General features: G+C 69.5%; 13 protein-coding genes. 11 read left to right on the top strand and 2 right to left on the bottom strand.

Features of this window, described 5'->3' with window-relative positions; all coding sequences use genetic code 11:
- Positions 1-68: 68 nt before the first annotated feature.
- From ACH4S8_RS37590 to ACH4S8_RS37545, 10 genes are all read left to right on the top strand, one after another.
- A complete protein-coding gene (locus ACH4S8_RS37590) occupies positions 69-497 on the top strand; it encodes a hypothetical protein (protein WP_398402425.1) in 429 nt (142 codons plus the stop codon).
- 32 nt (positions 498-529) lie between these two features.
- Positions 530-2,347: a baseplate J/gp47 family protein gene (locus tag ACH4S8_RS37585; RefSeq protein WP_398402423.1), complete on the top strand. Its 1,818-nt coding sequence runs from the start codon at positions 530-532 to the stop codon at positions 2,345-2,347.
- Positions 2,347-3,681, top strand: coding sequence for a hypothetical protein (locus ACH4S8_RS37580; protein ID WP_398402421.1), 1,335 nt, complete (start codon positions 2,347-2,349; stop codon positions 3,679-3,681). The genes ACH4S8_RS37585 and ACH4S8_RS37580 overlap by 1 nt, the downstream gene beginning before the upstream one ends.
- 72 nt (positions 3,682-3,753) lie before the next feature.
- Positions 3,754-7,941: a poly-gamma-glutamate hydrolase family protein gene (locus ACH4S8_RS37575; RefSeq protein ID WP_398402419.1), complete on the top strand. Its 4,188-nt coding sequence runs from the start codon at positions 3,754-3,756 to the stop codon at positions 7,939-7,941.
- Between the two features lie 9 nt (positions 7,942-7,950).
- Positions 7,951-8,703, top strand: coding sequence for a hypothetical protein (locus ACH4S8_RS37570; RefSeq protein WP_398402417.1), 753 nt, complete (start codon positions 7,951-7,953; stop codon positions 8,701-8,703).
- Between the two features lie 226 nt (positions 8,704-8,929).
- A complete protein-coding gene (locus ACH4S8_RS37565; protein ID WP_398402415.1) occupies positions 8,930-10,543 on the top strand; it encodes a hypothetical protein in 1,614 nt (537 codons plus the stop codon).
- Positions 10,544-10,550: 7 nt separating this feature from the next.
- The gene (locus tag ACH4S8_RS37560) at positions 10,551-11,867 is read left to right on the top strand and encodes a hypothetical protein (protein WP_398402413.1); all 1,317 of its coding nucleotides are present in this window, start codon (positions 10,551-10,553) and stop codon (positions 11,865-11,867) included.
- Between the two features lie 9 nt (positions 11,868-11,876).
- A complete protein-coding gene (locus tag ACH4S8_RS37555) occupies positions 11,877-13,466 on the top strand; it encodes a hypothetical protein (RefSeq protein WP_398402411.1) in 1,590 nt (529 codons plus the stop codon).
- 2 nt (positions 13,467-13,468) lie between these two features.
- Entirely contained in the window at positions 13,469-15,289 is a 1,821-nt protein-coding gene (locus tag ACH4S8_RS37550) for a glycosyl hydrolase family 28-related protein (protein WP_398402409.1), read from the top strand.
- 12 nt (positions 15,290-15,301) lie between these two features.
- On the top strand, positions 15,302-16,849 hold the full coding sequence (locus tag ACH4S8_RS37545; RefSeq protein ID WP_398402407.1) for an SNF2-related protein: 1,548 nt from the start codon (positions 15,302-15,304) through the stop codon (positions 16,847-16,849).
- Positions 16,850-17,224: 375 nt separating this feature from the next.
- Here ACH4S8_RS37545 and ACH4S8_RS37540 read toward each other — a convergent pair whose 3' ends face one another.
- Complete coding sequence (locus ACH4S8_RS37540) at positions 17,225-17,365, bottom strand: hypothetical protein (RefSeq protein ID WP_398402405.1); 141 nt, start codon at positions 17,363-17,365, stop codon at positions 17,225-17,227.
- Positions 17,366-17,549: 184 nt separating this feature from the next.
- Positions 17,550-18,815 carry a MarR family winged helix-turn-helix transcriptional regulator gene (locus tag ACH4S8_RS37535; RefSeq protein WP_398402403.1) on the bottom strand — a complete coding sequence of 422 codons (1,266 nt, stop codon included), beginning with the start codon at positions 18,813-18,815 and terminating at the stop codon, positions 17,550-17,552.
- Positions 18,816-19,469: 654 nt separating this feature from the next.
- On the opposite strand from ACH4S8_RS37535, the gene ACH4S8_RS37530 reads away from it, so the two are divergent.
- Positions 19,470-22,562 (top strand): helicase C-terminal domain-containing protein, encoded by a 3,093-nt coding sequence (locus tag ACH4S8_RS37530; RefSeq protein WP_398402401.1) that lies wholly within the window; start codon positions 19,470-19,472, stop codon positions 22,560-22,562.
- Positions 22,563-22,571 lie beyond the last annotated feature (9 nt).

Here is a 22,571-nt window from a genome sequence, read left to right as displayed (position 1 = left end):
GCCTCTCCGATGCATCTGGTCATGTCTCGGCCCGTCACTGCGCCTCTCAAGGGGCGAGGAGGTGGCGGGTGAAGACTTTGGCGCTCGTGGGCGGCGACCTGGCCCCTGGTGACGGCGGATACCGGTTCCTGACGGGGGCGGCGCGGCTGCGGCAGGACCTGGCGCTCGCGCTGGCGGAGCCGTACGGCCACGACCCGTACCACCCCGAGTACGGGTCGGTGCTCAGCTCGTACATCGGTGAGCCGCTGACGGCCGAGCTGCAGATGCTCGTGCGGTCCGAGGTGATCCGTGTGCTGCAGCAGTACGTCGCCGGTCAGCAGGCGAGCATCGCGGCCGACTCGCTGTCGGGCTCGCGGTCCCGGTACAGCTTCCAGGACGTCGTGAAGTCGATTACCTCGGTCACGACCGAGATCAAGTACGACACGCTCAAGGTCGCGGTCTCGCTGACCACCCAGTCCGGAGCGACGGTCAAGATTCTGCGGACGGTGGACGTGTAATGGGAGTCTCTCGCGATGACATCGTCACGCAGATGTGTGACGCGCTGCGGATCTCCGATCCGGAGGTCGACACCTCGGTCGGTACGCCGCTGCGGAAGATCCTGGACGCGGTCGGCAACAGCCTGGCCGACGCGTACGTCGAGAACCACCTGCTGTCGTACGTCTACGACATCGACAGCAAGGTCGACGCCGACCTCGACTCGTTCACGTCACTGTTCGGCATCTCCCGGATCCCGGCCCGACGTGCGATCGGCACAGTGACGTTCTCCCGGACCGGGGACCTGACACCGACGGTCTTCATCCCGGTCGGCACGGAGGTTGCGGCCTCCAGCGATCCGGCCCTGATCGTCCAGCTGGTCACCGGTGCCACGCTGATGCCGGGCTCGACGTCGGTCACCGTGCCGGTCCAGGCGGTCGCGGCCGGGCCGGAGGGGAACCTGGGCGCCGGTATCGCCACGGTCATCACCTCGCCGATCCAGGGGGTCAACGCGGTGGTCAACACGGCCGCGCTGACCGGCGGCACCTCCCGGGAGACGGACACGGAGCTGCGGGCCCGCTGGAAGGCGACCGTGTTCCGGTCGCTGGCGGGGACCGAGCAGATGTACCTGGGCGTGGCGCTCGACGACACGGACTGCTACGCGGCGCAGGTGGTCGGCTCGTCGAAGACCCGGTCGGAGATCCTGCAGGTGCCGGTGTCGGGCAACACGGTCACGCAGATCAGCGACGCGAAGTACATCTACTCCTCGCCGGTCCAGGTGCAGAAGAGCGACGGCACGCTGCTGGTGAAGGACTTCGACTACACGTGGATCCCGAGCAACCCGCCCGCGCTGGCGTCCCTGTCGTCGTCGTTCCCTGCGGCCGGTGAGCTGCTGACGGTCAACTACCAGTACCTGCCGGTGGTGAGCCGGAACGACCCGGCCACGAACATCACGAACCGGGTGGACGTCTTCACCGGCGGGACCCGGGCGCAGACGGCCCAGGCCAGCCTGGTCTTCAAGAACACCAAGAAGTGGCAGACGGTCTCCACCCTGGATCTGTACACGGGGGTGTGGCTGCGGGCGGACCAGACGCGGCCGGAGGCGAACAACGTCTTCATCCCGCTGCCGTTCGGGCCGATCCTGAGCCTGCCCTCGACCCTCACGGTGGCGGGGACGACGTACGGGCTGGCGACGGCGGCGAACCCGATGGGGACGGTCGCGAGCGGGGTCACGTACGCGTACACGATCGTCCACGAGGACACGGTGGACGGCTGGACGCCGACGAGCCGGTTCGGGCTGGAGTGGCACCGCAACTACCTGCCCGCGAACGGCTCCACGTTCGTCGTCGGCGGCGCCGGGGATTACACCTACAACGAGGTGCCCGCGAGCGTGCAGGACGCGGTGAGCCGCTGGCGGCTGGCGGGCATCGACGCCAAGGTGCACCAGGCGAAGCAGCGCTGGCTGCGGTTCGCGCTGGGTGTGATGTACACGGCCTCGTCGACGGGGTCGGCGACGTCGGTCCAGGAGGCGATCCGCACGGCCCTGAGCGACTTCCTGAACCGGATGGGATTCAACTCCAACGTCCAGATCTCCGACGTCCTGGCGGTCGTCCACCAGGTCCCGGGCGTGGACAACTGCCGTCTGCTGCACGGCGGGGATGTGACCGGGTACAGCTCGGCCAACCCGAACGCGTCGATCGTGGGCATGCAGCAGATCGCCCCGGGGGCGGCGCCGACGTCGGCCGCGCTGGCGTCGTACGTCGAGGCGTCCTCGGGCCGGGCTGTCGACTTCTACTTCAGGGACGACGAGCTGCCGGTGCTCGGCGGCATCGTCTTCAAGACGCTGGCCCGCAACAGCTTCGGGGTGCTGTGATGACGACTCCTCTCCACCAGGGCGACGGCCTGTACGGTCAGGCGGTCATCGCGGGCGGTCTGATGCCGCTGCAGGCGGACGTCACGGTCCCGCAGTCGACGTCGCTGTCCAGCGGGACCGGCATGCTCGTGGCCGACACCGCGATCACCGAGCAGCTGCGGCACTTCCCTGAGGACATCTACGACCTCCGGTCCACCTCGCACCTGATGCGGCTGATGCAGGTCCTCCTCGGGGACTCCGGCGTCGGCCAGCTCCGTAAGCGGCTGCTGCTCTCGCAGCTGCAGGCGCTGTCCTCGTCCGGCGCGAGGTATTTCGATCTCGACCGGTTCTACGGAGCCTTGTTCGGGGCGACCCGCTCGGACGCCGAGCAGCTGACGATCAACCCCATGGAGACGTCGACCGCGACGGCCTCGGAGTGGGAGTCAATTGAGTCGGCCGACGCGTCATTCCGGGACCGGATGACCGCACTTGCCCAGTCAATTGCCATGGGCGGCACCATGCCCGGGCTCACGGCGGCGGCCGAGGCGGTCACCGGCGTGGAGTGTGACCTCTTCGAGTCCTGGGCTCTCCTGGAGGCCGCCTCGGACACCGGGGAGGCCGGTCACGACTGGGAGTGGATGGAGGGCGCGGCGAACTGGGGTGAGTACGAGGGGCAGATCTGGGGGTCTCTGGAGGGCGTGCCGTTCTACGGCCGGTCGGGGGTGCTGACCCGCAGCGAGGTCCTGGTGCGGGTCAACCGGGACTACGAGGCGACGCCGGAGGGCCGCTCGCAGCGCACGGCCGACGAGTGGGCGCTGGTCAGGGTGCTTGAGCGGATCAAGCCCGCGCACATCCTTCTCACGGTTGACACGCAGGGGACGTCGGCGCTGCTGCCCCGGGGCATCTCGGCGATCCGGTCCGACAGCGAGCACTGGGAGATCGCGACCCGGGTCACGCCGGGGCAGGTTCCCCTCGGGTCAACTCCGTACCCGCTGTCACCGCAGCAGGAGGCCGACGGGGTTGACCCGGGGTCGAGCCGGGTGTTGCCCCGTCCGCCTCTGGTCACGAAGGTCGGTGACGAGTGGGCGTACGGGTCACAGATCCCGACGTGCCGGACGTACTCGGTCACGCCGACGGACGACGTCGACTTCACCGAGCCCGGGCCGGTACCTGACTCGGGAGTTGCCTCGATTGACCAGTCAATTGTCTGGCGTGACGGGACAAGCACGGTCTACGGGGCGACGCTCGGGTCAATGGACCCGCTGTTGAGCCAGAGCGCCCGCGCGGGCTCCGACGGGGTCCTGGTGGCGAACCCCTACAGCGGCGACCGCCGGACGGTCCTGACCACGGACTGACCGGGCCCCGTCCTGTTCACGGCTCTCCTCGCGCCTCCAAGGGGCGCAAGGAGACGACCGTGAGGGAGCCCCATGGCAGACCTGTACGCCAACTACGCCGCGCTGGCCGCCGCCCGCCAGATCGGCGTGGACTACCGGCTGCTGGTCCGTACCCCGCCGGGCTCCCGGCTGGCCCACGTCGCGGTCCACGGCGGCGGCATCGAGCCGGGCACCACGGAGGTCGCGGACTACCTGGCGGGGTCGGCGAGCCGCTTCTACTCCTTCGACGGGATGCTCTCGGGGGACAACTCCGACCTGCACATCACCAGCACGAACTTCGACGAGCCGCAGGCCTTGGCGCTGGTCGCCGCCAGCGACTACGTCATCTCCTGGCACGGCTCGGCCGGTACGGACCCGGTCACGTACATCGGCGGCCTGGACACCGACACGGGCACCCGGATCAAGGAGGCCCTGGAGGCCGCCGGGTTCACGGTCGGCCTGACGCCGACGGAACTCGACGGCTCCAGCACCTCGAACATCACCAACCGGGGCTTCCGGGCCATGGGCGTCCAGGTCGAGATGACCAACGCGCTGAGGCAGTCGTTCTTCGAGGACTTCACCCGCAGCGGACGTGACAGCGGGCCGCGCACGGCGGACTTCTACGCGTACATGACGGCGGTCCGGACCGCGCTCAACGGCCTGGACGTGCCCGGTAAAGCGCTCGGGTCAATCTGGCGTGACCGGGTCGCCCGGCCGGTCAACAGCGCAGGTGGGGCGTCAGGTGACTTCGGGATCCCGGCACTTGCCCCGTTGACCGTGGACGGCATGCCGCTTGACGCGGTCAAGGACGCCCTGCGGCTCAAGACGAACGGCCGCCAGGTGAGCAGCAACGGCGGCGAGCGGTTCTGGTCGAGTGCTCCCCGGTCCAACGGTGACCCGCTGAGGGAGGTCTTCGAGTTCTCGCTGTCCTCGGACCGGCCGGTCAACCGGGTGGCGTTCTCCCTGGCCCGCTTCCCCCAGCGGGCCTGGGTGCAGTGGCGTGACCGGGACGGGGTGTGGCACCCCCTGACGCACTCCCGGAGCCAGGCGCCGGTGCAGATCAGCGTCATGGACTCGTTGCCCGCGATCATCCCGACGGGCGTGCCCGACGCCACGAAACTGCACCCGCAGCACTTCGGGGCCGGGCACTGGATGCCCCAGATGATCGACGTGACTCCGGTCAATGCCTCCCGGTTCCGGGTCATCATGACCCGGTTGCCCTCCTCGGCGGCGCCGGTTGCCTCGGACGGGCGGCCGGTTGCCTACTCGCTCGGGGTCAAGGACGCGCAGGTGTCCTACCGTGCCTCGTCCACGGAGGACCTGCCCTGGCTGGCCCAGGAGGATGCCGAGTACACCGCCGCGTTCGCCGGGTCAACTGACCTGCTGGGGTCGCAGATCGAGTACTCCGTGCGCCGGAACCGGGCGGCGAACCTGCTGCCTCCGGCCCAGGGGATCTGGCGCTGTGCCCCGCAGCCGGTGCCGAACGCCGTGGTCAGTCTGCACCTTGACCTGCGGGATTCCTTCGGTAAACCGCAGGTGATTGACCGGCTGTACATGGAGCCGCTGACCTCGGGCCCTGCTGTCAATGTCTACTACACGGACCAGACGGCGGTGCCGGAGCAGTTCAGCCCGGCGACGACCCCGCTCACGTTGCCTCTGGTGCGGCCGTCGGCCGAGTTGCCCACGGCTGACTCCAGCGGTGTCCTGTTCGACAGCCCCCTGTCGTACCTGGACGTGGACAACCGGTCGTGCCAGTTCGTGCCGTCCGGGCCGTTCCTCCTGGCCATGGTGGTCAACCCCCAGTTCACCTCGGACGACCTGGGTCAATGGACCGTACTTGACTGCGGTCAACTGACCGTGGGCTTCGACGACGGCTGCCTGATTGCCCGGCTCGGTGACCGCACGGTCGAGCTTGACCGGGTCACGTTCGGGGTCAACTCGTCGTTCCCGGTGGCAGTTGCCTACGACGGTCAGGTGTTGACCGTCCGCACGCCGTGGGACCGGAGGGAGCAGCACGACCTCCACATCCCCTCGGACCCGCCCTCCACTATCCGGCTCGGGGGCCCGCTGTCGGGCGGGGGCGGCGCCATGCGGATCCAGAACCTGCTCCTGGCCCAGGGGCGGGCGGCGGACATCGAGACGATCGAGGCGTACTGGCTCGACCCGGCCGGGTACGCGCTGCCGCCGGGGCTGGACGCCGACCCGGCCGCGCACACGAGCGGCAACGCGATCCTGCGGATGGACCCCAGTCTGATCACGGCGGGCGCGGAGTCGGTGTGCCCGTGGGGGCTCATCGGCGGCCCGGCCGTCGGCCACGACACGCAGGTGTGGACCCCGGTGCCGGGCGACTTCACCCTGCGCAAGGGGCTCCTGAAGTTCCGGCCGATCAAGGCCGCCCACGTGAAGCTGGAGTTCACCAACCTCGCCCCGCTCGTGCTCACGCCCTCCCAGTCCTCGCCAATCGTGAAGACCCAGCTGTTCCCGTCCGACTCCGGCCAGGGAAGCAGCCCGGGGGCGAGCCCGGGCAACAGCCAGAGCGGGGCGGCGCCGACCGGCGCGAGGGTCGCCACGGACCAGAGCTTCGTGTACCGGTACGTCGACTCCCGCAGCCTCGTGACGGCCGACTCCTCGGCCGCGTACCTGCCGACGGAGGCCCTGTACGCGCCGGACCCACTGGACGCGCAGGTGCTGCGCCGGTCGGGGCAGCAGTTCCCGTACCAGCCGCTGCCGGGGACCCGGGCGCCCCGGTTCACGACCACGGGCGTGCACCAGTACCGGGTGGCCGAGATCGCCATGGACACCAAGGTCGGCTACACCGTGGCGCTGAGCCAGGTGCTGGCGTACCTGTCCGACCCGGTGGCGCAGCGGGACACGGAGCAGTACGTGGAACTGTTCCACGACACGGCCTACCTGTCCGGGTACACCGAGGATGACCCGACCGGCTGGAAGCACAGCGGGTCGGCGATGGTGACCGGGGTGCAGCCGCCGTGGCTCGGGTCGAAGGTCACCTCGAAGACGTTCATCAGCAAGCGCCGGGTGCTGGGGGTGCAGTTCGCGGCCCAGGCCTCGGACCCCAAGCAGCTGGTCAAGGACCCCGACTTCGACGACGAGAGCCTGCACTTCTGGCGGCCGGTGGGCGACGCGGTGATCGAGTCGTCGTCGCAGTACGCGGCCTCGATCGGCCGGATGGCCAAGGTGACCCGGGGGCACGCGACGTCGTCGTGGGGTGCGCTGGAGGTGGCGTTCCCGACCTGGGGCGACTTCGAGGACTCCAACCCGCTGCCCAACCGGCCGCTGTGGTGGGAGATCGAGAACGCCACCTCGGAGGCCGACAACGGCGGCATCGAGTCGCTGCGGCCGGTGACTCCGGCCCCGGGCGGGCGGCTGTACGCGGCGGCCCGGGTCTACACGGAGGGCCCGTTGGAACAGCCGCTGCTGCTGCAGCTGGTCAACGGTGACGGCCGGATCCTGGCCGAGGCCGAGCAGGCGATCGACGCCGCGCAGGTCGTGGAGTGGTACGTCGGCGCGACGGTCCGTACGACGTCGCCGACCGGGCTGCCCACCTGGGACTCGGTCAGTGCCTCCGGTACCCGGTCCTGGGACCAGATGGAGGGCATCGGGTCGTGGGGGGACGTCTCCCAGGACTGGAGCATCGACGACGTCTTCGACGTCCGAGTCCGGGTCGTCCAGGAGGGGTCGTCCGGGACCGGGCAGTGGCTGGTGGACTCGCTGACCATCTTCAACGACCCGCTGGTGTGGGAGGTCTCGCGGGACGGCGGCGTGACCTGGCACGAGATGGTCGGGATCCGGAACAACCCGCGCGGGGTTTTTATCTTCCCGGACCTGCCGCCCGAGGACCGCACCGGCGGCACCCAGCTGCGCTGGCGCGTCACCGGCTACTCGGCCGGGCTGTCGGTGTCCTCCATGGTCCTGCGGCCCTGGTACGCGACGCTGTCGGGCGCGGTGCCGTACCTGGACACGCTGCAGGCGGCCGGGGCCGCGACGTCGCTGGCGGACTACTACCCGCCGGTGGAGTCGGACCCCCTGTTCCAGGGCTGGCAGCAGCCGATCCCGCAGGAGTGGTGGCTGGCGGCCCGTCAGTGGGCTCTGCAGAACTACGGCAGCACCGGTCCGCTCCCGGACATCACGCTCCCGGACGTCGTCGCGGTGGGCACCGACGAGGGCAACCCGCCTGCGCCCTCGCATCACGCCCTGCCCAACGCGTTCGTCCTCAACCGCTAAGGAGCCCCTGTGCGCGCGCACTTCAACCGCCCGCTGATCGACCAGACAGGCGATCAGGTCAACACTGCCGTGGTGCGCCTCCTGGTCGCGGGCAGCACCACGGATCTGATCTCGGAGATCGTCTACTCCCAGGCGACCGGCGGCGCGACCCGCACGAACCCGTGGACCATCACCGACGGCGAGGTCGACTTCTTCCTCGACGCCCCGGCCCGGGTGCAGATCGGGGTCAAGGTCGGCACCGACCCGGAGGAGTTCTGGGACAACGTCGACGTGCTGGCCGTGTCGACGGAGTCGACGCACCCGGGCACCGGGACGAACTCCACGGCGATCGGCACCGGGGCCACGGCGACCGGCGACGGGGCGATTGCCCTGGGCGTGGGGACGACGGCCGGGGCCGACTCCACCACCGTGCTGGGCTACGAGGCCTCGGCCGCCCAGGTGGGCGCTGTGGCCGTCGGGGCGCAGGCGACGGCCACGGAGCCCGGGGCGGTGGCGGTAGGCCAGTCAGCGGTCGCCCAGGGCACTCAGGCGACCGCTGTGGGGGACGGCGCGCAGTCGACCTGGGACCAGTCCACGGCGGTCGGCACCGGCGCCCAGACGACCCGCCCGGGCCAGGTCGCGGTCGGCCGGGCGGCGGACCTCGTCGACATCCCCGGCAAGGCGGTCCTGCACAGCCCGGACGGCACGCCGTACATCCTGGCCGTCACCAACGACGGCCGCCTCTACACCCAGGCGCTGGCACCGTACGTCGTCGAAGAGTGAGACCCATGGGTCTCACTTTTCGGTAGGGTCGTCCTGTCGGGCGACGCGCGTCCGTTTCAGCTCAAGACCTCACCGCTCCAAACCGGTTGCCGCCGGGGAGCACCGGGTCAGCGCGGTCTCCGGCTGGTAACTGGGGGCAGAAGGCGGATCCCTGCCAAGGGTCCGCCTTCACTTTTGCTGTGCACCTCCCTCCCTTCGGCCCAAGGGGTGACGAGAGGGAGGCACAGTGGCCCGAGCGCACATCATGCGGCCGATCATCGGCGAGAACGGCGACCTGCTGTACGGCGCGCAGGTCACCGTGCGCGAGGCCGGGCTCTCGGTTCCGCTCGCCCAGACCCTGTACGCGGGCCCGACCGGGACCCAGCATCTGCCGAACCCGTACATCGCCACGAACGGCGTCATCGACTTCTGGCTGGACGAGCCGCAGCGGACGTCCGTCCTCGTCCAGCGTGACGGGTCCTCCGACATCCTGGTCTACCTCGACGCGGCGCCGCCGCCGGAGGAGACCGCGCGTACGGACACGCCTCTCCTGATCGTCGGCAGCCAGGTGCCGGGCAACGTGCTGATGGCCGGTGACACCCCGGGCCAGGCGGTGTGGGGGGCGGTCCCGGCCAGTTCCGGCGTCACCCCGCAGGTCACCGTGATCCGGGAGGACTTCGGCCTGGCCCGGGACCCGGCGGGCTGGTCGTTCACCCAGGCGGCGACCAGCACCCGGGATTACCCGACGGAGATCCCGGCCGACTGGGGGTTCTCCCACTCCCTGCACGGCAAGCACACCGGCAACGCGGGCAGCCTCGCCATCGCGACGCCGGGCTTCACCCTGGCCGAGGCGGGCTTCGTCTCCCTGTGGGTGCGGCCGAGCCTGGCCGCCGGGGAGAGCGTCGCCATCGCGGCCACCACGATCGGCGGCACAAAGACGGTCCTGGAGACCCTCACCGCGACCCGGCCGTGGGGGCTGTACCGCTACCCGCTGGCCGCTGGCACCTACCAGTCGGTGTCCGTCGAGTTCACGGGCGCGGGCACCTTCGTGGCGGGCGCCGGGCACGAGGTGTGGACGACCGGCCTGAAAATCCTCTACGGCGGCACGGTGCCCGCCCACAGCCACTCCGGCTCCGGCACCAGCTCGGTCCTGCTGGGCACCTCCGCCGTCGCGTCCGGCATCGCCTCGGTCGCCGTCGGCACGGCCGCCCAGGCCACCGCGTCCAACGCCACCGCGTACGGCGCCCGGGCCCAGGCCACCGCAACGGACTCCCTGGCCGTCGGCCCCGACGCCAAGGCCGCCTCCCAGAACGCGGTCGCCGTCGGCCCCCGCGCGACCGGCTCCCTGGCCTCCACCGGCTGGACCGCCGTCGGCGCGGACGCCTACGTGGACTCCACGGACGGCACCGCGATCGGCCGCCAGGCCAAGGCCTACGGGTCGGCCGGGACCGCCATCGGCAACACCGCCTACGTCGGCCCCAGCGCAACGAACGCGGTGGCGATCGGGAAGAACGCCCAGGCCCTGGCTCCGGCCGGTCTCGCCCTGGGGGCCAACACCGTCGTCGCGGCCACCCACAACGGCTCCTCGGCCATCGGGGACGCCTCCAAGACCAGCGCGGCCCAGCAGACGACGTTCGGCAACCCCGACTACCCGTTCAACGCGGTCGTCGTGGTGAACAAGCTGTACGCCCTCGCGGCGGCCAACTTCGGCACGGACGCCACCAGTCGGCTCGGCTTCTTCGGCACGGAGGGCACCGTCAAGCCGACCGTGACCGGCTCCGTCGGCGGCAACACCGCGCTGAGCAACCTCATCGCCTCGCTGGCCGGACTGGGCCTGCTGACCAACAACACCACGGCCTGAGGGAGACATGGCAGCCAACTCCGTACCCGGGCAGGTCGCCGCCGGAAACATCGACGGCTACCTCCGCGACGACAAGGGCGACGGCACCCTCGGGCTGCCGGACTACTCCCTCACGCCCTACACGTACTCGCAGATGCTCGGCGAGGAGACGTCCACCCCGCAGTGGTTCATCGACCAGTACCGCAACGCCCGCTTCGCCGGGTTCAAGGGCAGCCCGGACGGCTACGGCGCCCTGCGGGACACCGGCGGCGTACGAGGCTCGGCCAGCATCTCCGTCATCCCTCAGTCCACCGGCAGCATCATGGCCAGCCCGGACGGCTCCCGGGGCCCGGACTACACCTGGGGGCCGCGCGACGTCGCCTTCGTCGTCCGCCACCCGGGCACCGTCTGGGTCCACTCCAGCGCCCCGCGCACCTACGTGGCGCTCACCCAGGGCAACAACACCATCGGCATCCGGCAGACGATCGGTGCGAACGCGCTCGGCCCGTGGGACGCGGAGAAGGCCGACTCGGCCGCCATCACACTGCCCGCCGCGATCAATCCGTGGGACGGCAACCCGCACACGTACACGCTGTCCACGTTCGGGCAGAACGTCCACTGCCTGATCGACAACTGCTTCGGGGTGCCGTTCAGGGCGCCGCGCTCCTACAAGCGCAACGCCGACGGCTCGACGAACACCGCCGTGTTCTCGGACATGACGACCACCGGCACCTTCACGGGCGTCGACTTCCGGGGCGCCAGTACCGCGCTGTACCAGTGGGACGCGCTGCAGCAGGCCTCCGGGGACTTCTTCCTGCACGACATGGGCGCCACGGCCGTGCAGACCGCGCCGTCGACGACGTACACGCCGACCACCACGCCGTCCGGGGAGACCTGGTCGCTGTCGGGCACCGTCACCGGCAGCAAGGACGGCATCCTCCTCGCCGCGAACGCCACGGCCAGCTTCAACCTCGACTGGCAGTACGGGGTGCTGACGACCCGCTGGGGCACCGCGACGACCGAGGGCGGCCTGGTGTGGCGAAAGGTCGACGCCAACAACTACTACCAGGTGACCTCGACCGGCCTGTGGTCGTGCATCGGCGGGACCCTGACGAAATTTTTCAACTTCACCACCCCCCTCGTCGCCGGTGACCACGTCGCGGTCCGTAACTGGCCCGGCCAGATCCGGGTGTACGTCAACGGCGTCTCCCGGACCTTCCTCCTGGTCACCACGTTGGCCAGCGGCAAGGGCGTCGGATTCCGCAGCCCGTCCACCGGCTCCTCGCAGTGGCGCTACCTCCACTTCCAGCCGCTGGTCTCCGACCCCGTCATGCCGACTTCCTGAGGAGCCCTCGTGGACCGCTGCCACCTGTATCTGCCACTGGTCGACTCCTCCGGCGCCCCCTACCCGTACGCCGAGATCACCCTCCTCGACCTGGACGACGGCACCCCCATCTCCGAGCCCGTCTACCTGGACCCCCACGGCGGCGCGCCGCAGGAGTGGCCCATCCTGGTCGACCCGGCCGTCATCGACCTGTGGACGGACAACCCGCTGCGGGTGACGGTGCAGGCCCTGCTGCCGGGCGGCGCCTCCTTCACCCGCTCGGGCGTCGACATCACCCCGGCTCCGGCCGCCGTGGTCCTCAGCGCCGACCCGGTGCACATCGGCTCGGCCGAGGGCCTGTCCGGCGAGGCCATGCTGGCCATCTCCCCGGACGGCTCGGCCGTCTGGCAGGTCCTGGACGTCCTGCGCTTCCACGAGCACGAGGGCGACGCACCCCAGTCCACCGTGCTGGGCAGCCCCGACCTCACCGACATCTACCCGGGCCAGACCTGGGTCGGCCGCACCCCCACCGGCACGCAGGGGACGGACGCGGCCGTGCTCGGGGGCGACGCCCACCCGGGCGGCGACGACGCCGTGGCCCTGGGACGGGCGACCGCCGGGCCCAACGCGGTCGCCGCCGGTGCCACGGCCAGCGCCACCGACTCCAGCGTCACCCTCGGCGCGGCCACCGGCACGGGCCAGCCGAACCAGGTGGTCCTCGGCCGCGCCGCGACGGCTGCAGCGGCCCCGGACGGCGCCGTGGTGGTCGGGTCCGGGGTGACCGCTCCGTCCGGCAACAGCGTCACCGTCCGCTCCGGCGCGCAGATCACCTCCGACGGCAAGGTCATCGTCGGCCAGGGAACGCTGCCCGACCTGAGCTGGGTGGACTGGAGCGTCGCCATCCTCGGCAACGCCGTGATGTCCCGCTTCTTCGCCGCCCGCCGGGACGCGGTCATCGGCGGGGTGGTCAGCCCCGTCGGCGTGTTCGGGGCGGCCGGGTCCACCCAGCCGCTGGTGAGCACGGCCGGAGTGACGACGTCCACGCCCGGCCGGGCCGCGCTGCTGTCGCTGATGGCCGCCCTCGACCAGATGGGGCTCGTCTACCTGACCGACGGGGCGACCGACGACGAACTCGCCGACTGGACCAAGGCGAACGCACACAGCTCCAACATGATCCTGGAGACCGGCGACTCCGACGGCTCCAAGGCGGGAGACCTGAACCGGGCCCGGCGCAATGCCACCGGCCCGGGCACGGTCACCTACCTGGTGGGCACCGGCATCCGCGACTTCCGTGTCCACGTGTTCGCCTCGCAGCCCAGCGGCCCCGACGCGGCCACGTTGGCGACGGAGCTGGTGGCCCACATCTCTGCGGACAACGTCACCTGGCAGCCGATCACCCTCGCCTGGCAGGCGCTGACCGCAACGACCGGCACCTGGTTCCAGACCTGGGCCGCGAACGCCCGCCCCGTGCCGTCCGGCTTCAAGTACCTGCGCCTGACCGCAGACATCAACGCGTCCGCCGCAACCCCCCAGATAGGGCGCGTAGTCGTGCGCCCGGCCAACGCCGTCGTCAGCGGCTTCGGCGGAGGCACCTACGGCTCAGGAACCTACGGAGGCTAGGAATGGTCGGCAGCATCCCCACGGGCACCGCGAACTGGGACGTGCCGCTCAACGCGGCCCTCGTCGATCTGCAGACGCAGGCCACGACCCTCGCGCGCGTCTCCGTCATCGTCAAGGACCCCGCCTACGGGGCCACCGGCAACGGCACGACCGACGACACGGCGGCGATCCAGGCCGCGATCAGCGCGGTCGGCGCGGCCGGTGGCGGCGTCGTCTACTTCCCTCCGGGCAACTACCTGCTGAACGGGTCCAGCCCGCTCACCGTCTCCTCCAACTCCGTGGTCCTGCGGGGATCGGGCGCGGAGGCGACCAAGATCCTCGTCGGGTCCGGGTTCAGCGGGTCGTCGGCGATCAGCGTGACGGGCACCAACGTCCAGATCACCGACCTGAGCGTCAACGGCAACAGCGCCACGACCACCACCAACCCGACCTCCCACGGCATCACCGTGAGCGGGGCCCGGCGGCTGCGCGTCTACGGCTGCCAGTTCTGGTACCTCAACGGCTACGCGATCAGAGCGCTGGCCACGTCCTCCAGCAGCACCACGAACCCGCACGGCACCCAGATCTCGAACATCCGGGTCAATCAGTGCGCGGGCGGCATCCACTTCCTGGGGCACACCGCGCAGGGCTTCGCCGTCAACAGCTTCGTCAGCGACGTGCACATCCAGCAGGGAGGCGTGACCACCGGTGCCAACGCCAACTTGGACGGCGTCCGGATCGAGGACGCCTGGGACGTGCTCACGGAGAACGTGATCAGCTGGCTCCAGGCGGGCACCGGCAGCGCCTTCCACGTGTACGGCACCTGTGCGGCCAGCTTCAACAAGAACCTCGACGCCCTGGGCCCCACCACGGCGCCCAACATCCTGGTCGAGGACGGCCCGAACGGCAGCCCGCAGAACGTCCAGTTCAACGGCGGAGTCATCCAGCAGGGCTCCGTCGGCATCAAGGTGTCCGGCGGGTCGCAGCACGTCCACTTCGACACCGTCCGGGTCATCAACAACCAGGGCCACGGCGCCCAGGTCGACGGGACCGGCCTCGGGATCAACTTCCACAAGTGCTTCTTCAGCCAGTCCGGCCAGGCCGCCACCGGCACGAACTACGACATCAACTGGTCCGGGGCCGCCACCGGCCAGATCATCCACTGCCGCTTCAGCTCGCCGATCGTGTCGACCGGCACCGCAGGCGTGCAGCAGACGGTCAACGTGGCGACCGTCGGGCAGAACGTCCGCATCTTCAACGCCGACTTCCAGGGCACCGGCAGCGCGACCACGAACTGGGTCACCAACCTCCCGTCGATCCTGACCGAGATCTCCAGCAGCAAGAACAACTTCGCCACCACGGCCACCTTCAGCAACGGCACCCGGCCCGCAGAGTTCCAGCCGTCCGCCTCGACCAACACCGCACTGTCGGGCAACGTCAACGGCACGGACGCCTTCGACCGCTGGCGCATCAACGGCAAGGGCGACATAAACCTCGGGTCCGGGTCGGCCAACCGCGACACCACGTGGGGGCGCATCGGCACCGCCCAGATCGGCTCGTCGGACTCCGACATCATCGTCGGCCTGGCGGGCAAGGGCCTTCGGGTCAAGGAGGGCAGCAACGCCAAGATGGGCACGGCCACGCTGGTCGCGGGAACCGTGACCGTGGCCAACACGTCCGTCACCTCGACCAGCCGGATCATCGCCTTCAGCCAGGCCGACGGCGGCACCCCCGGCTGGCTGCGCTGCTCCACCCGCGTCGTCGGCACGTCGTTCACGATCACCAGCTCGTCGGGATCCGACACCTCGACGATCATGTGGATCATCTACGAGCCCGCGCCGTAGCAGGAGGGGCAGATGCGCACCTTCCACAGCCCTCACGGCCTCTTCCCGTGCCAGCAGGAGGGGGTCGCCTTCGCGTTCCTCAAGCGCTCCGGCCTCATGGTCGCGGACACCGGGATCGGGAAGTCGGTCATGGCGCTCGCGCTGGCGGCGCTGCTGGCCGACGAGGGCGCCGAGGACCTGGTGCTGCTGGTCTGCAAGACGAACAAGGTCGCCGAGTGGGCCGAGGACTTCGAGGCCTTCACCACGCTGGAGCACCGCGTCCACCACGGCCCGGGCCGCCACCGGGCGCTGGCCAAGCGGGGCCTGCCGCACGTCCTGATCTCCACCTTCGAGACGCTGCGCACCGACCTGGTGACCTTCGCGGTGCGTCCGGGCGGCCGGGCCACGACGCCCTCGGACGGTGCCCTGCTGGCCGCGCTCCTGCAGGCGCAGGCCGAGGGCCGCCGGATCCTCGTGGTCTACGACGAGATCTCGGACAAGCTGCGCAACCGCTCCAGCCGGATGTACAAGGCGCACTGGTACGCGCTGAACCGGCTGCGGAAGGCGCAGCGGGACCTGCGCGCGATCGGGCTCACCGCGACGCCGATGGCCAAGAGCTACGAGGACGGCTTCAACCTGCTGCGGCTGCTGGTGCCGGATGCGATGCCGCCGGTGAAGCAGTTCGAGACGGTGGTGATCAAGAGCCGGGACGAGTACGGGCGCCCGCGCTACGACCAGCTCGGGGTCGAGTGGTTCGTCGGCCTGGCGCAGCAGCACATGTGGCGGAAGCGGAAGACGGACCCGGATGTGCGGGGCCTTTTCCCGGCCAGGATCGAAGAATTTCGCAAGTTGGCCATGAACCGGGACCAGCAGCAGCTCTACGACGTCGTGACGTCACTGCAGGGCGACTCCGATACGCCGGTGCCGGGTCTGTGGACCGCGTTGCGGCAGATCGCGGCCCATCCGGCGGCCCTGATCCACTCGGCCACGCACGGCGAGTCCCAGATGGCCCGGGAGCTGGTGGCGGCGTTCGGGGAGGAGTTCCTGCGGTCGGTGTCGTCGCGGAAGACCGAGGAACTTGTCGAGTACCTGTCATCCATCGTGCACGGGCAGGGCGACAAGGCCGTCGTCTTCTCCCAGTTCGGGCCGTCCGTCCTGCCGCTGCTCGCCCAGGCCCTGCTCAAGGAGGGCGTCCGCAGCTACCTCTACGTCGGCGCGATGAACACCGCCGAGCGCGAGGAGGCTCGCCGCTCGTTTCGCGCCGACACCGGCGCCTGCGTCTTCCTGACCTCCGACGCGGGCAAGGACGGCATCAACCTGCCCGAGGCGACCTACCTGGTCGAGTACGAGTCCGCGCTCACCTACGAGACCCGCACACAGCGCCTCGGCCGGATCGACCGCGTCACCTCCACGGCGGCCTCGATCACCTGCACCACCTTCGTCCTGCAGGGCACGGTCGAGGACGGCATCGTGGACACCATGCTGGACCGCAACGAGATGGCCGACCGGTTCCTCGGCGACCGGGGCGCAGAGGGCCACGTGGGGGCCGCACAGCGCCGCGCCAGCCTCATCTTCGCCTGACACGCAAAGGACCCCAGGAACCTATGGGGCTCCTGGGGTCCTCGCTCGGGCGTCGGATTTGGCTACCCCGGAACCCCGGGACCAGCACCGCGTGACGACCGTATCACCCAGAGTGCGTAGAGCGCGCGGCTTTCCCGACAATGCCAGGGGGCCCCGGGCGATGAGTCCCGGGGCCCCGCACCAGCCCTCCACGCTCCCGATCAGCGTCAACTGGATCCCCCAGGATCCAGGTAAACAGCTTGCCGTCGGTCGCACCACGATGACAGCACGTAGCCAGCTCCCGTGACAAGACTGCACAGTTGAGAAAATGTCACTACGGGCAGATTGGCTGATTCTCAGCAACGACACATCCCCAGAGGGGCGCAGCCTGGGGGGTCACATCGAATGTGTCAAAGCTGAGAACTCGCTGGTCACACGCTCTTGGAAGCCTTCCGGAAGGGCATTGAGGTCCACGAAGTCCTGGAAGCCAACGAAGACGGCCGAGCCGATGCCGTACTTCATGACGGTGGCGCACATGGGGAAGGGATCCCTGGTCAGACCTCGGTACTTCAGGTTCCGGCGTATGCCATCGAGGGCTGCCCTGGCTTCTTCGCGGGGCAGACAGCGCGTGGCGGGAATTGGTCGCTGCATGAGCGGGACACTAGGTGAGCGGAAACAGCCTGGCAAGACCATGTACGTGCTCTGATCTGGGGGAACTGGCTTACCTGGAGAGCAACTGGAACGTCGGGCACTTCCCGTTGAGCCAGTGGAGCCGGACCAGCTCGTCGTAGCTGGGCTCCTCGTCAACCAGAATCAGTCTGCCGTCCGAGGCGATGGCGAAGTCCTCCATGATCTCGCCGGTGACCGGGTCGATCAGCTCGTCACCCCACCTCCAGCTTGCCTCGACCTCGTCCCCGCGGATCGGCGTCACGTCGGCGGCACGGCGCTGGCGCAGGCGAGGGAGGGTGATCTCGTGCCAGATCAGCCTCTGGGCCTTGTGAAGCTCTGCACGCCTCTGTGAGACCCCCTCGGTGCCCACGTGGGCCGCCACGGCCTCCCAGCCGTCCCAGGCGCCAGAGAGGGCCTCCAGGGCCGTCTGGGTGAGCGTCCAGAGGGTCTCCTCGCGGGCGACCAGGCCGTGCTCGGCAAGGCGGTTCAGGTGGCGGTAGGCGGTGGGGAGACTGACCATCGCGGACTCGGTCAGCTCACCAGCAGATTGACGATCCTGCCTGCTCAGTGCGGCCAGCAGCTTCAGGGAGGACGCTCCGAGGCCCCGGTGGGCGAAGGCGTCCAGGGACATCAGCCGGGTGATTACAGCCCCGTCCAGGTCACCGTTTCTCACGTTCGACACACTCGAATGAGCCCCCCCAGGCTGCGCCCCCTTGGGGGTGTGTCGTCGCTGAGAACGGCCGTCGAGCAGCATCCATTCGGAACCCTTCTCACCCGAGCCGGACTCCATCAGCCGCAGCCAGCCCTGCAGACGCTTCGTGGAGGCCTTGTAGGCGGTCCCTGCGGTGCACCCTGCGATCTCGGCGGCCTCGCGGTGGGAGAGCGTGTAGACGCGGCCCCCGGCGCGGTAGGCGGCCTTCCAGTGGGCCAGCAGGACTCGCAGGTCGGTGGAGCCGGAGGTGCCGCGCCAGGAGGAGCTGGTGATCTTGTCGCGCAGGGCGATCAGGTCGATGATCGAGTCCTGGCGGTTGCCGATGATCACGCCGCCGCCGACGCACTCGACCGCGCGTTCCCAGACCCTGTCGATGTACTTGTGGGCCGAGGGCATGCTCATGTTGCGGACGTGCCTGCCGCCTGCCGAGGTCCAGTCGATGAACGCCTCGGTGAGCTGGTCGCGGGTCCAGCCGTAGCGGACGGCGGCGGCGGCGAGGGCGGCGGTGGTCGCGTGCCCGTGCTTGGACTTCGCGGATTGCAGGCTGGAAGCATCGGTGGAGCCGTAGCGGTTCTCGGTGTCGCCGTAGATCATCACCCGGGACATGCGGGGCGAGAGAGGCGGGAACCGGCGGGACCAGTGGTTTTGGTGCAGGTCACGCCCGGAGGCGTCGGCCAGGGTAACGGTTGCAGCAGCAACATCGAGATTCTGGTCACGTTGGGCGTGCAGCATTGCCCTGGAGACACTAAAATGAGCAAGCACGAGTGCTCGGCCCTTCATTCGTCAACTGGTGAGGGCCTGAACACCGTGAGGGCGATGGTCAGACCGAATAGGTCGCATTGCCTGGTTGGAGCCCGGATCTTGGCGGAATTGGGTTCCAGTCCTGGCCGGTGGTTAGTCGGCTGGATGAGGCCCCAGGCGGGGGCCGAGCTGTACGTGAGGGGCGCGGACCTGTGGTGGGTCTAGCGCCCCTCCAGCTTTTACGAGGTGTCCACGGTCGAAGCTCCCTTTGGCGGACGCCGGAAACAGCAGGGCTGACCGGCAGGCATGGTGGTGGGGGCCCGGAGTGGCGGGTAGGGCCCGGAGGCCATTGAACATCATTCGGAGCCCTCATGGGGACCCCGGGGAAAAATGCAAGTCCTGCGGGCGTGTCGCCCCCACAGATCCAACGGACGAGTTTCGTGAGTTCCCGGCGGCGCTTCTGTAACGTGCGAAATCCGCCAAGATAACCCGCCACGTGCTGTCTAGGGGCCATCCACCATGCCTTCAGCCCTGCCTGGAACCTTCCTCTCCACCCAAGCCGTCCTCGCCAAGGCGCTGCCGAACTACCGCGAGCGACCTCAGCAGTTGAACCTCGCCCTCTACATCGAGCACACCTTCATGGACCGCCTGGAGGAGGAGATCGAAGCCGAGGGGGCGCCCCGCGTCCTCATGGCCGAGGCCGGGACCGGCACCGGCAAGTCGCTGGCCGCGATGATCCCCCTCGTCCACGCCAGCCGCCGGGGCGGCCGGTACGTCGTCGCCACCTCCACGATCGCCCTGATGAACCAGTACGTCCGAACTGACCTCCCGATGCTGGAGCGCGAACTGGGCAAGGAGGGCATCGACTTCACCTGGGCACCGCTCAAGGGCATCAGCAACTTCGCCTGCTTCGGCCCCGACGTCGAGGTCGTCACCTACGAGGGCCACAAGTGCATCGGTGACCTCGACGGCCAGACGGCCACTCTCCTCGACGGCAACGGAGAGTGGGTCGACTGCAAGGTCTCCGAGTTCGGCGAGCAGGAGATCGTCGAGATGACCCTGACTCGCAACGGCGAGCGCAAGGTCATCGAGACCACCGCCGACCACCGCTGGTTCACCCAGCGCAACGCCAACGACATCTCATCCGTCACCGAGGTCGTCACCCGCGACCTGCACGTCGGAGACAAGCTGCGCTACGTCGGCCCCAAGAACCGCGTCCTCGGCAATATGAGGCCCAGCGCCTTCGGTATCGCCCACGGCATCGTCTTCGGTGATGGCAGCCGCTTCCGCAGCACCGACGGCGGACGCCACCCCGGCGCGTGCCACATCCAGTTGCACGGCGAGAAGAACTGGCCTCTCGCTCGGTACTTCAACGGCGCTCCGCAGACCTGGGACGAGGAGCCCCGAGAGGGCTACGCAGAGAAGGTCCTGCATATCCGAGGGCTGCCCTCCTACTTCAAGGACCTGCCCAGCCTTGAGGTGAACACCAGCTACCTCTACGGCTGGCTTGCTGGGTATTTCGCGGCCGACGGCAGCGTGGACAAGCGCGGGGTTTCCTCGATCTCCAGTGCCACCCGAGAGCACCTGGAGTTCGTGATGCAGGTGTGCTCGCACCTCGGCATCGACCACGGATCGATCAGCACGAACATGCGCGTCGGCAAGAACCTCGACGGCCAGCCCAGCGCGCTCTACACGCTGACCCTCAGCGCTGCTTCCGTCCAGGCCGACTTCTTCCTCATCGAGGAGCACCGTCGCCGCTGGGAGGCGACGAACGAGACTGTGAAGCGCCAGCGCACCCGCCGCCGCTGGACCGTGGAGGAGCTTCGCCTCACTGGTGTGACGAAGAAGGTCTACTGCGCCACGGTGCCGACCACAGAGTCCTTCGTCCTCGCGGGGAACATTCTGACCGGCAACTGCCAAGTCAAGCTCGCCGAGGGCCCCAAGATCGCCCAGCTCAAGGACCTCCTCGACGAGCTGAACGCCACCGACGATGAGGGCAACCTGACGCACACCGGCGACAAGGACGACATCCAGACCCCCCTCGACCACCGCACCGAGTGGTCGCTGCTGTCGGCCTCCCAGGACGAGTGCCCGGGCCGCTCGAAGTGCGCGATGGCCGCGACCTGCTTCGGCATGGCACACAAGGACCGCGCCATGGAGGCGGGCATCGTCGTCACGAACACGGCCGTGCTCATGCTCGACACCAAGCTCTACCGCGAGACCCGCCGCTCCAGCGCCACCGGCGAGGGCATGCACATCCTGCTGGGCGACTACGACGGCCTGGTCGTCGACGAGGCGCACGAGCTGGAGGCGACCGCGACCTCCCACCTGGGCTTCGACGTGAAGCAGGGCGGCCTGATCCGCTACACCGACCAGGTCGTGAACTTCATCAACGTCCACAGCGGCTCCGAGGCCGGGGCCCAGATGCAGCAGGACAAGGTGCTGCGCCACCTCGACGAGGTCGGCGCGGCCATCGTGGACGCCCTGGGCAAGGAGGAGCGGGCCACCCTCGGCACCGACTTCATCACCGAGCACTTCACCGCGTTCGAGTCCCTCTTCGTCGAGCTGATGGAGCTGCTCAGCATGCTCCGCAAGGCGAAGATCGAGCGCGGCGCCGCCGAGCGCTACGAGGACGTCAAGGCCCGCCTGAGCACCCAGGGCGGCAACTACCTTGCTCACATCAAGGAGATCCTCCTCGCCGAGCCGGACAAGGTCGTGCGCTGGGCTGAGACGTACGGCGACCGCCGCCGCGAGGGCGGCCCGCGCTGGGCGATCAAGACTGCCCCGATCGAGGTCGGCGACTACCTCCGCAAGGAGTTGTGGAGCCGCGTCCCCTCGGTCCTGATGTCCGCCACCCTCAGCGCCGGAGTCGGCAAGTCCCGCTTCGACTACGTCCAGCGCTCGCTCGGGCTGGAGGGCGCCGAGATCCTCGACGTCGGCACGCCCTTCGACTACCCGACCCAGGCCATGCTCTACGTCCCGGAGTCCGGCGTGCCGTCCCCGGCCGCCGCCAGCCGCGACGCCTGGGAGACCTGGGCCCGCGAGGCCTCCTTCGAGCTGGTCCGCATGGCCGGGGGAGGGGCGATGCTGCTCTACACCTCCCGCAAGGCCATGAACGACGCCTACGAGACGCTGTGGCCGCGCCTGCAGGACATCGGCTGCCAGTCCTTCCTGCAGGGTGCTGACCTGACGAACAAGGAGATCGCGGCCCGCTTCCGCGACGACGAGGACTCCGTCCTGTTCGGCCTGCGCAGCTTCATGACCGGCATGGACTTCCCCGGCAGGACCAACCGGCTCGTCGTCGTCGACAAGCTCCCCTTCGCCGTGCCGACGGACCCGATCCACATGGCCCGCGAGGAGGCCATCCGCAACCGGGGCGGCAACCCGTTCGTCGACCTGGCCATCCCCACCATGACGCTCACCCTGGAGCAGGCCTTCGGCCGCCTGATCCGCACCACCGACGACCGGGGCGTCGTCGCGATCCTCGACTCGCGCCTGTCCTCCTCCTGGTGGGGCCAGAAGATCCAGGCCGCCCTGCCGCCCGCGCGCCGCACCACGGCCTTCGCCGACGTCCAGGCCTTCTACGCCCAGGACATGCAGCCCGCTTTCTGAGCCGGTTGA

It is taken from the genome of Streptomyces sp. NPDC021080, assembly GCF_044333225.1.
Taxonomy (GTDB): Bacteria; Actinomycetota; Actinomycetes; order Streptomycetales; family Streptomycetaceae; genus Streptomyces.
This window is presented reverse-complemented; position numbering and strand designations above follow the sequence as displayed.

What these genes read in the sequence shown, in the direction of transcription:
- ACH4S8_RS37545 (WP_398402407.1), top strand. Translation starts at nt 15,302, where the DNA reads ATGCGCACCTTCCACAGCCCTCACGGCCTCTTCCCGTGCCAGCAGGAG.
- ACH4S8_RS37585 (WP_398402423.1), top strand. Translation starts at nt 530, where the DNA reads ATGTGTGACGCGCTGCGGATCTCCGATCCGGAGGTCGACACCTCGGTC.
- ACH4S8_RS37540 (WP_398402405.1), bottom strand. Translation starts at nt 17,365, where the DNA reads ATGTGCGCCACCGTCATGAAGTACGGCATCGGCTCGGCCGTCTTCGTT.
- ACH4S8_RS37550 (WP_398402409.1), top strand. Translation starts at nt 13,469, where the DNA reads ATGGTCGGCAGCATCCCCACGGGCACCGCGAACTGGGACGTGCCGCTC.
- ACH4S8_RS37560 (WP_398402413.1), top strand. Translation starts at nt 10,551, where the DNA reads ATGGCAGCCAACTCCGTACCCGGGCAGGTCGCCGCCGGAAACATCGAC.
- ACH4S8_RS37530 (WP_398402401.1), top strand. Translation starts at nt 19,470, where the DNA reads ATGCCTTCAGCCCTGCCTGGAACCTTCCTCTCCACCCAAGCCGTCCTC.
- ACH4S8_RS37580 (WP_398402421.1), top strand. Translation starts at nt 2,347, where the DNA reads ATGACGACTCCTCTCCACCAGGGCGACGGCCTGTACGGTCAGGCGGTC.
- ACH4S8_RS37535 (WP_398402403.1), bottom strand. Translation starts at nt 18,815, where the DNA reads ATGTCCCGGGTGATGATCTACGGCGACACCGAGAACCGCTACGGCTCC.
- ACH4S8_RS37575 (WP_398402419.1), top strand. Translation starts at nt 3,754, where the DNA reads ATGGCAGACCTGTACGCCAACTACGCCGCGCTGGCCGCCGCCCGCCAG.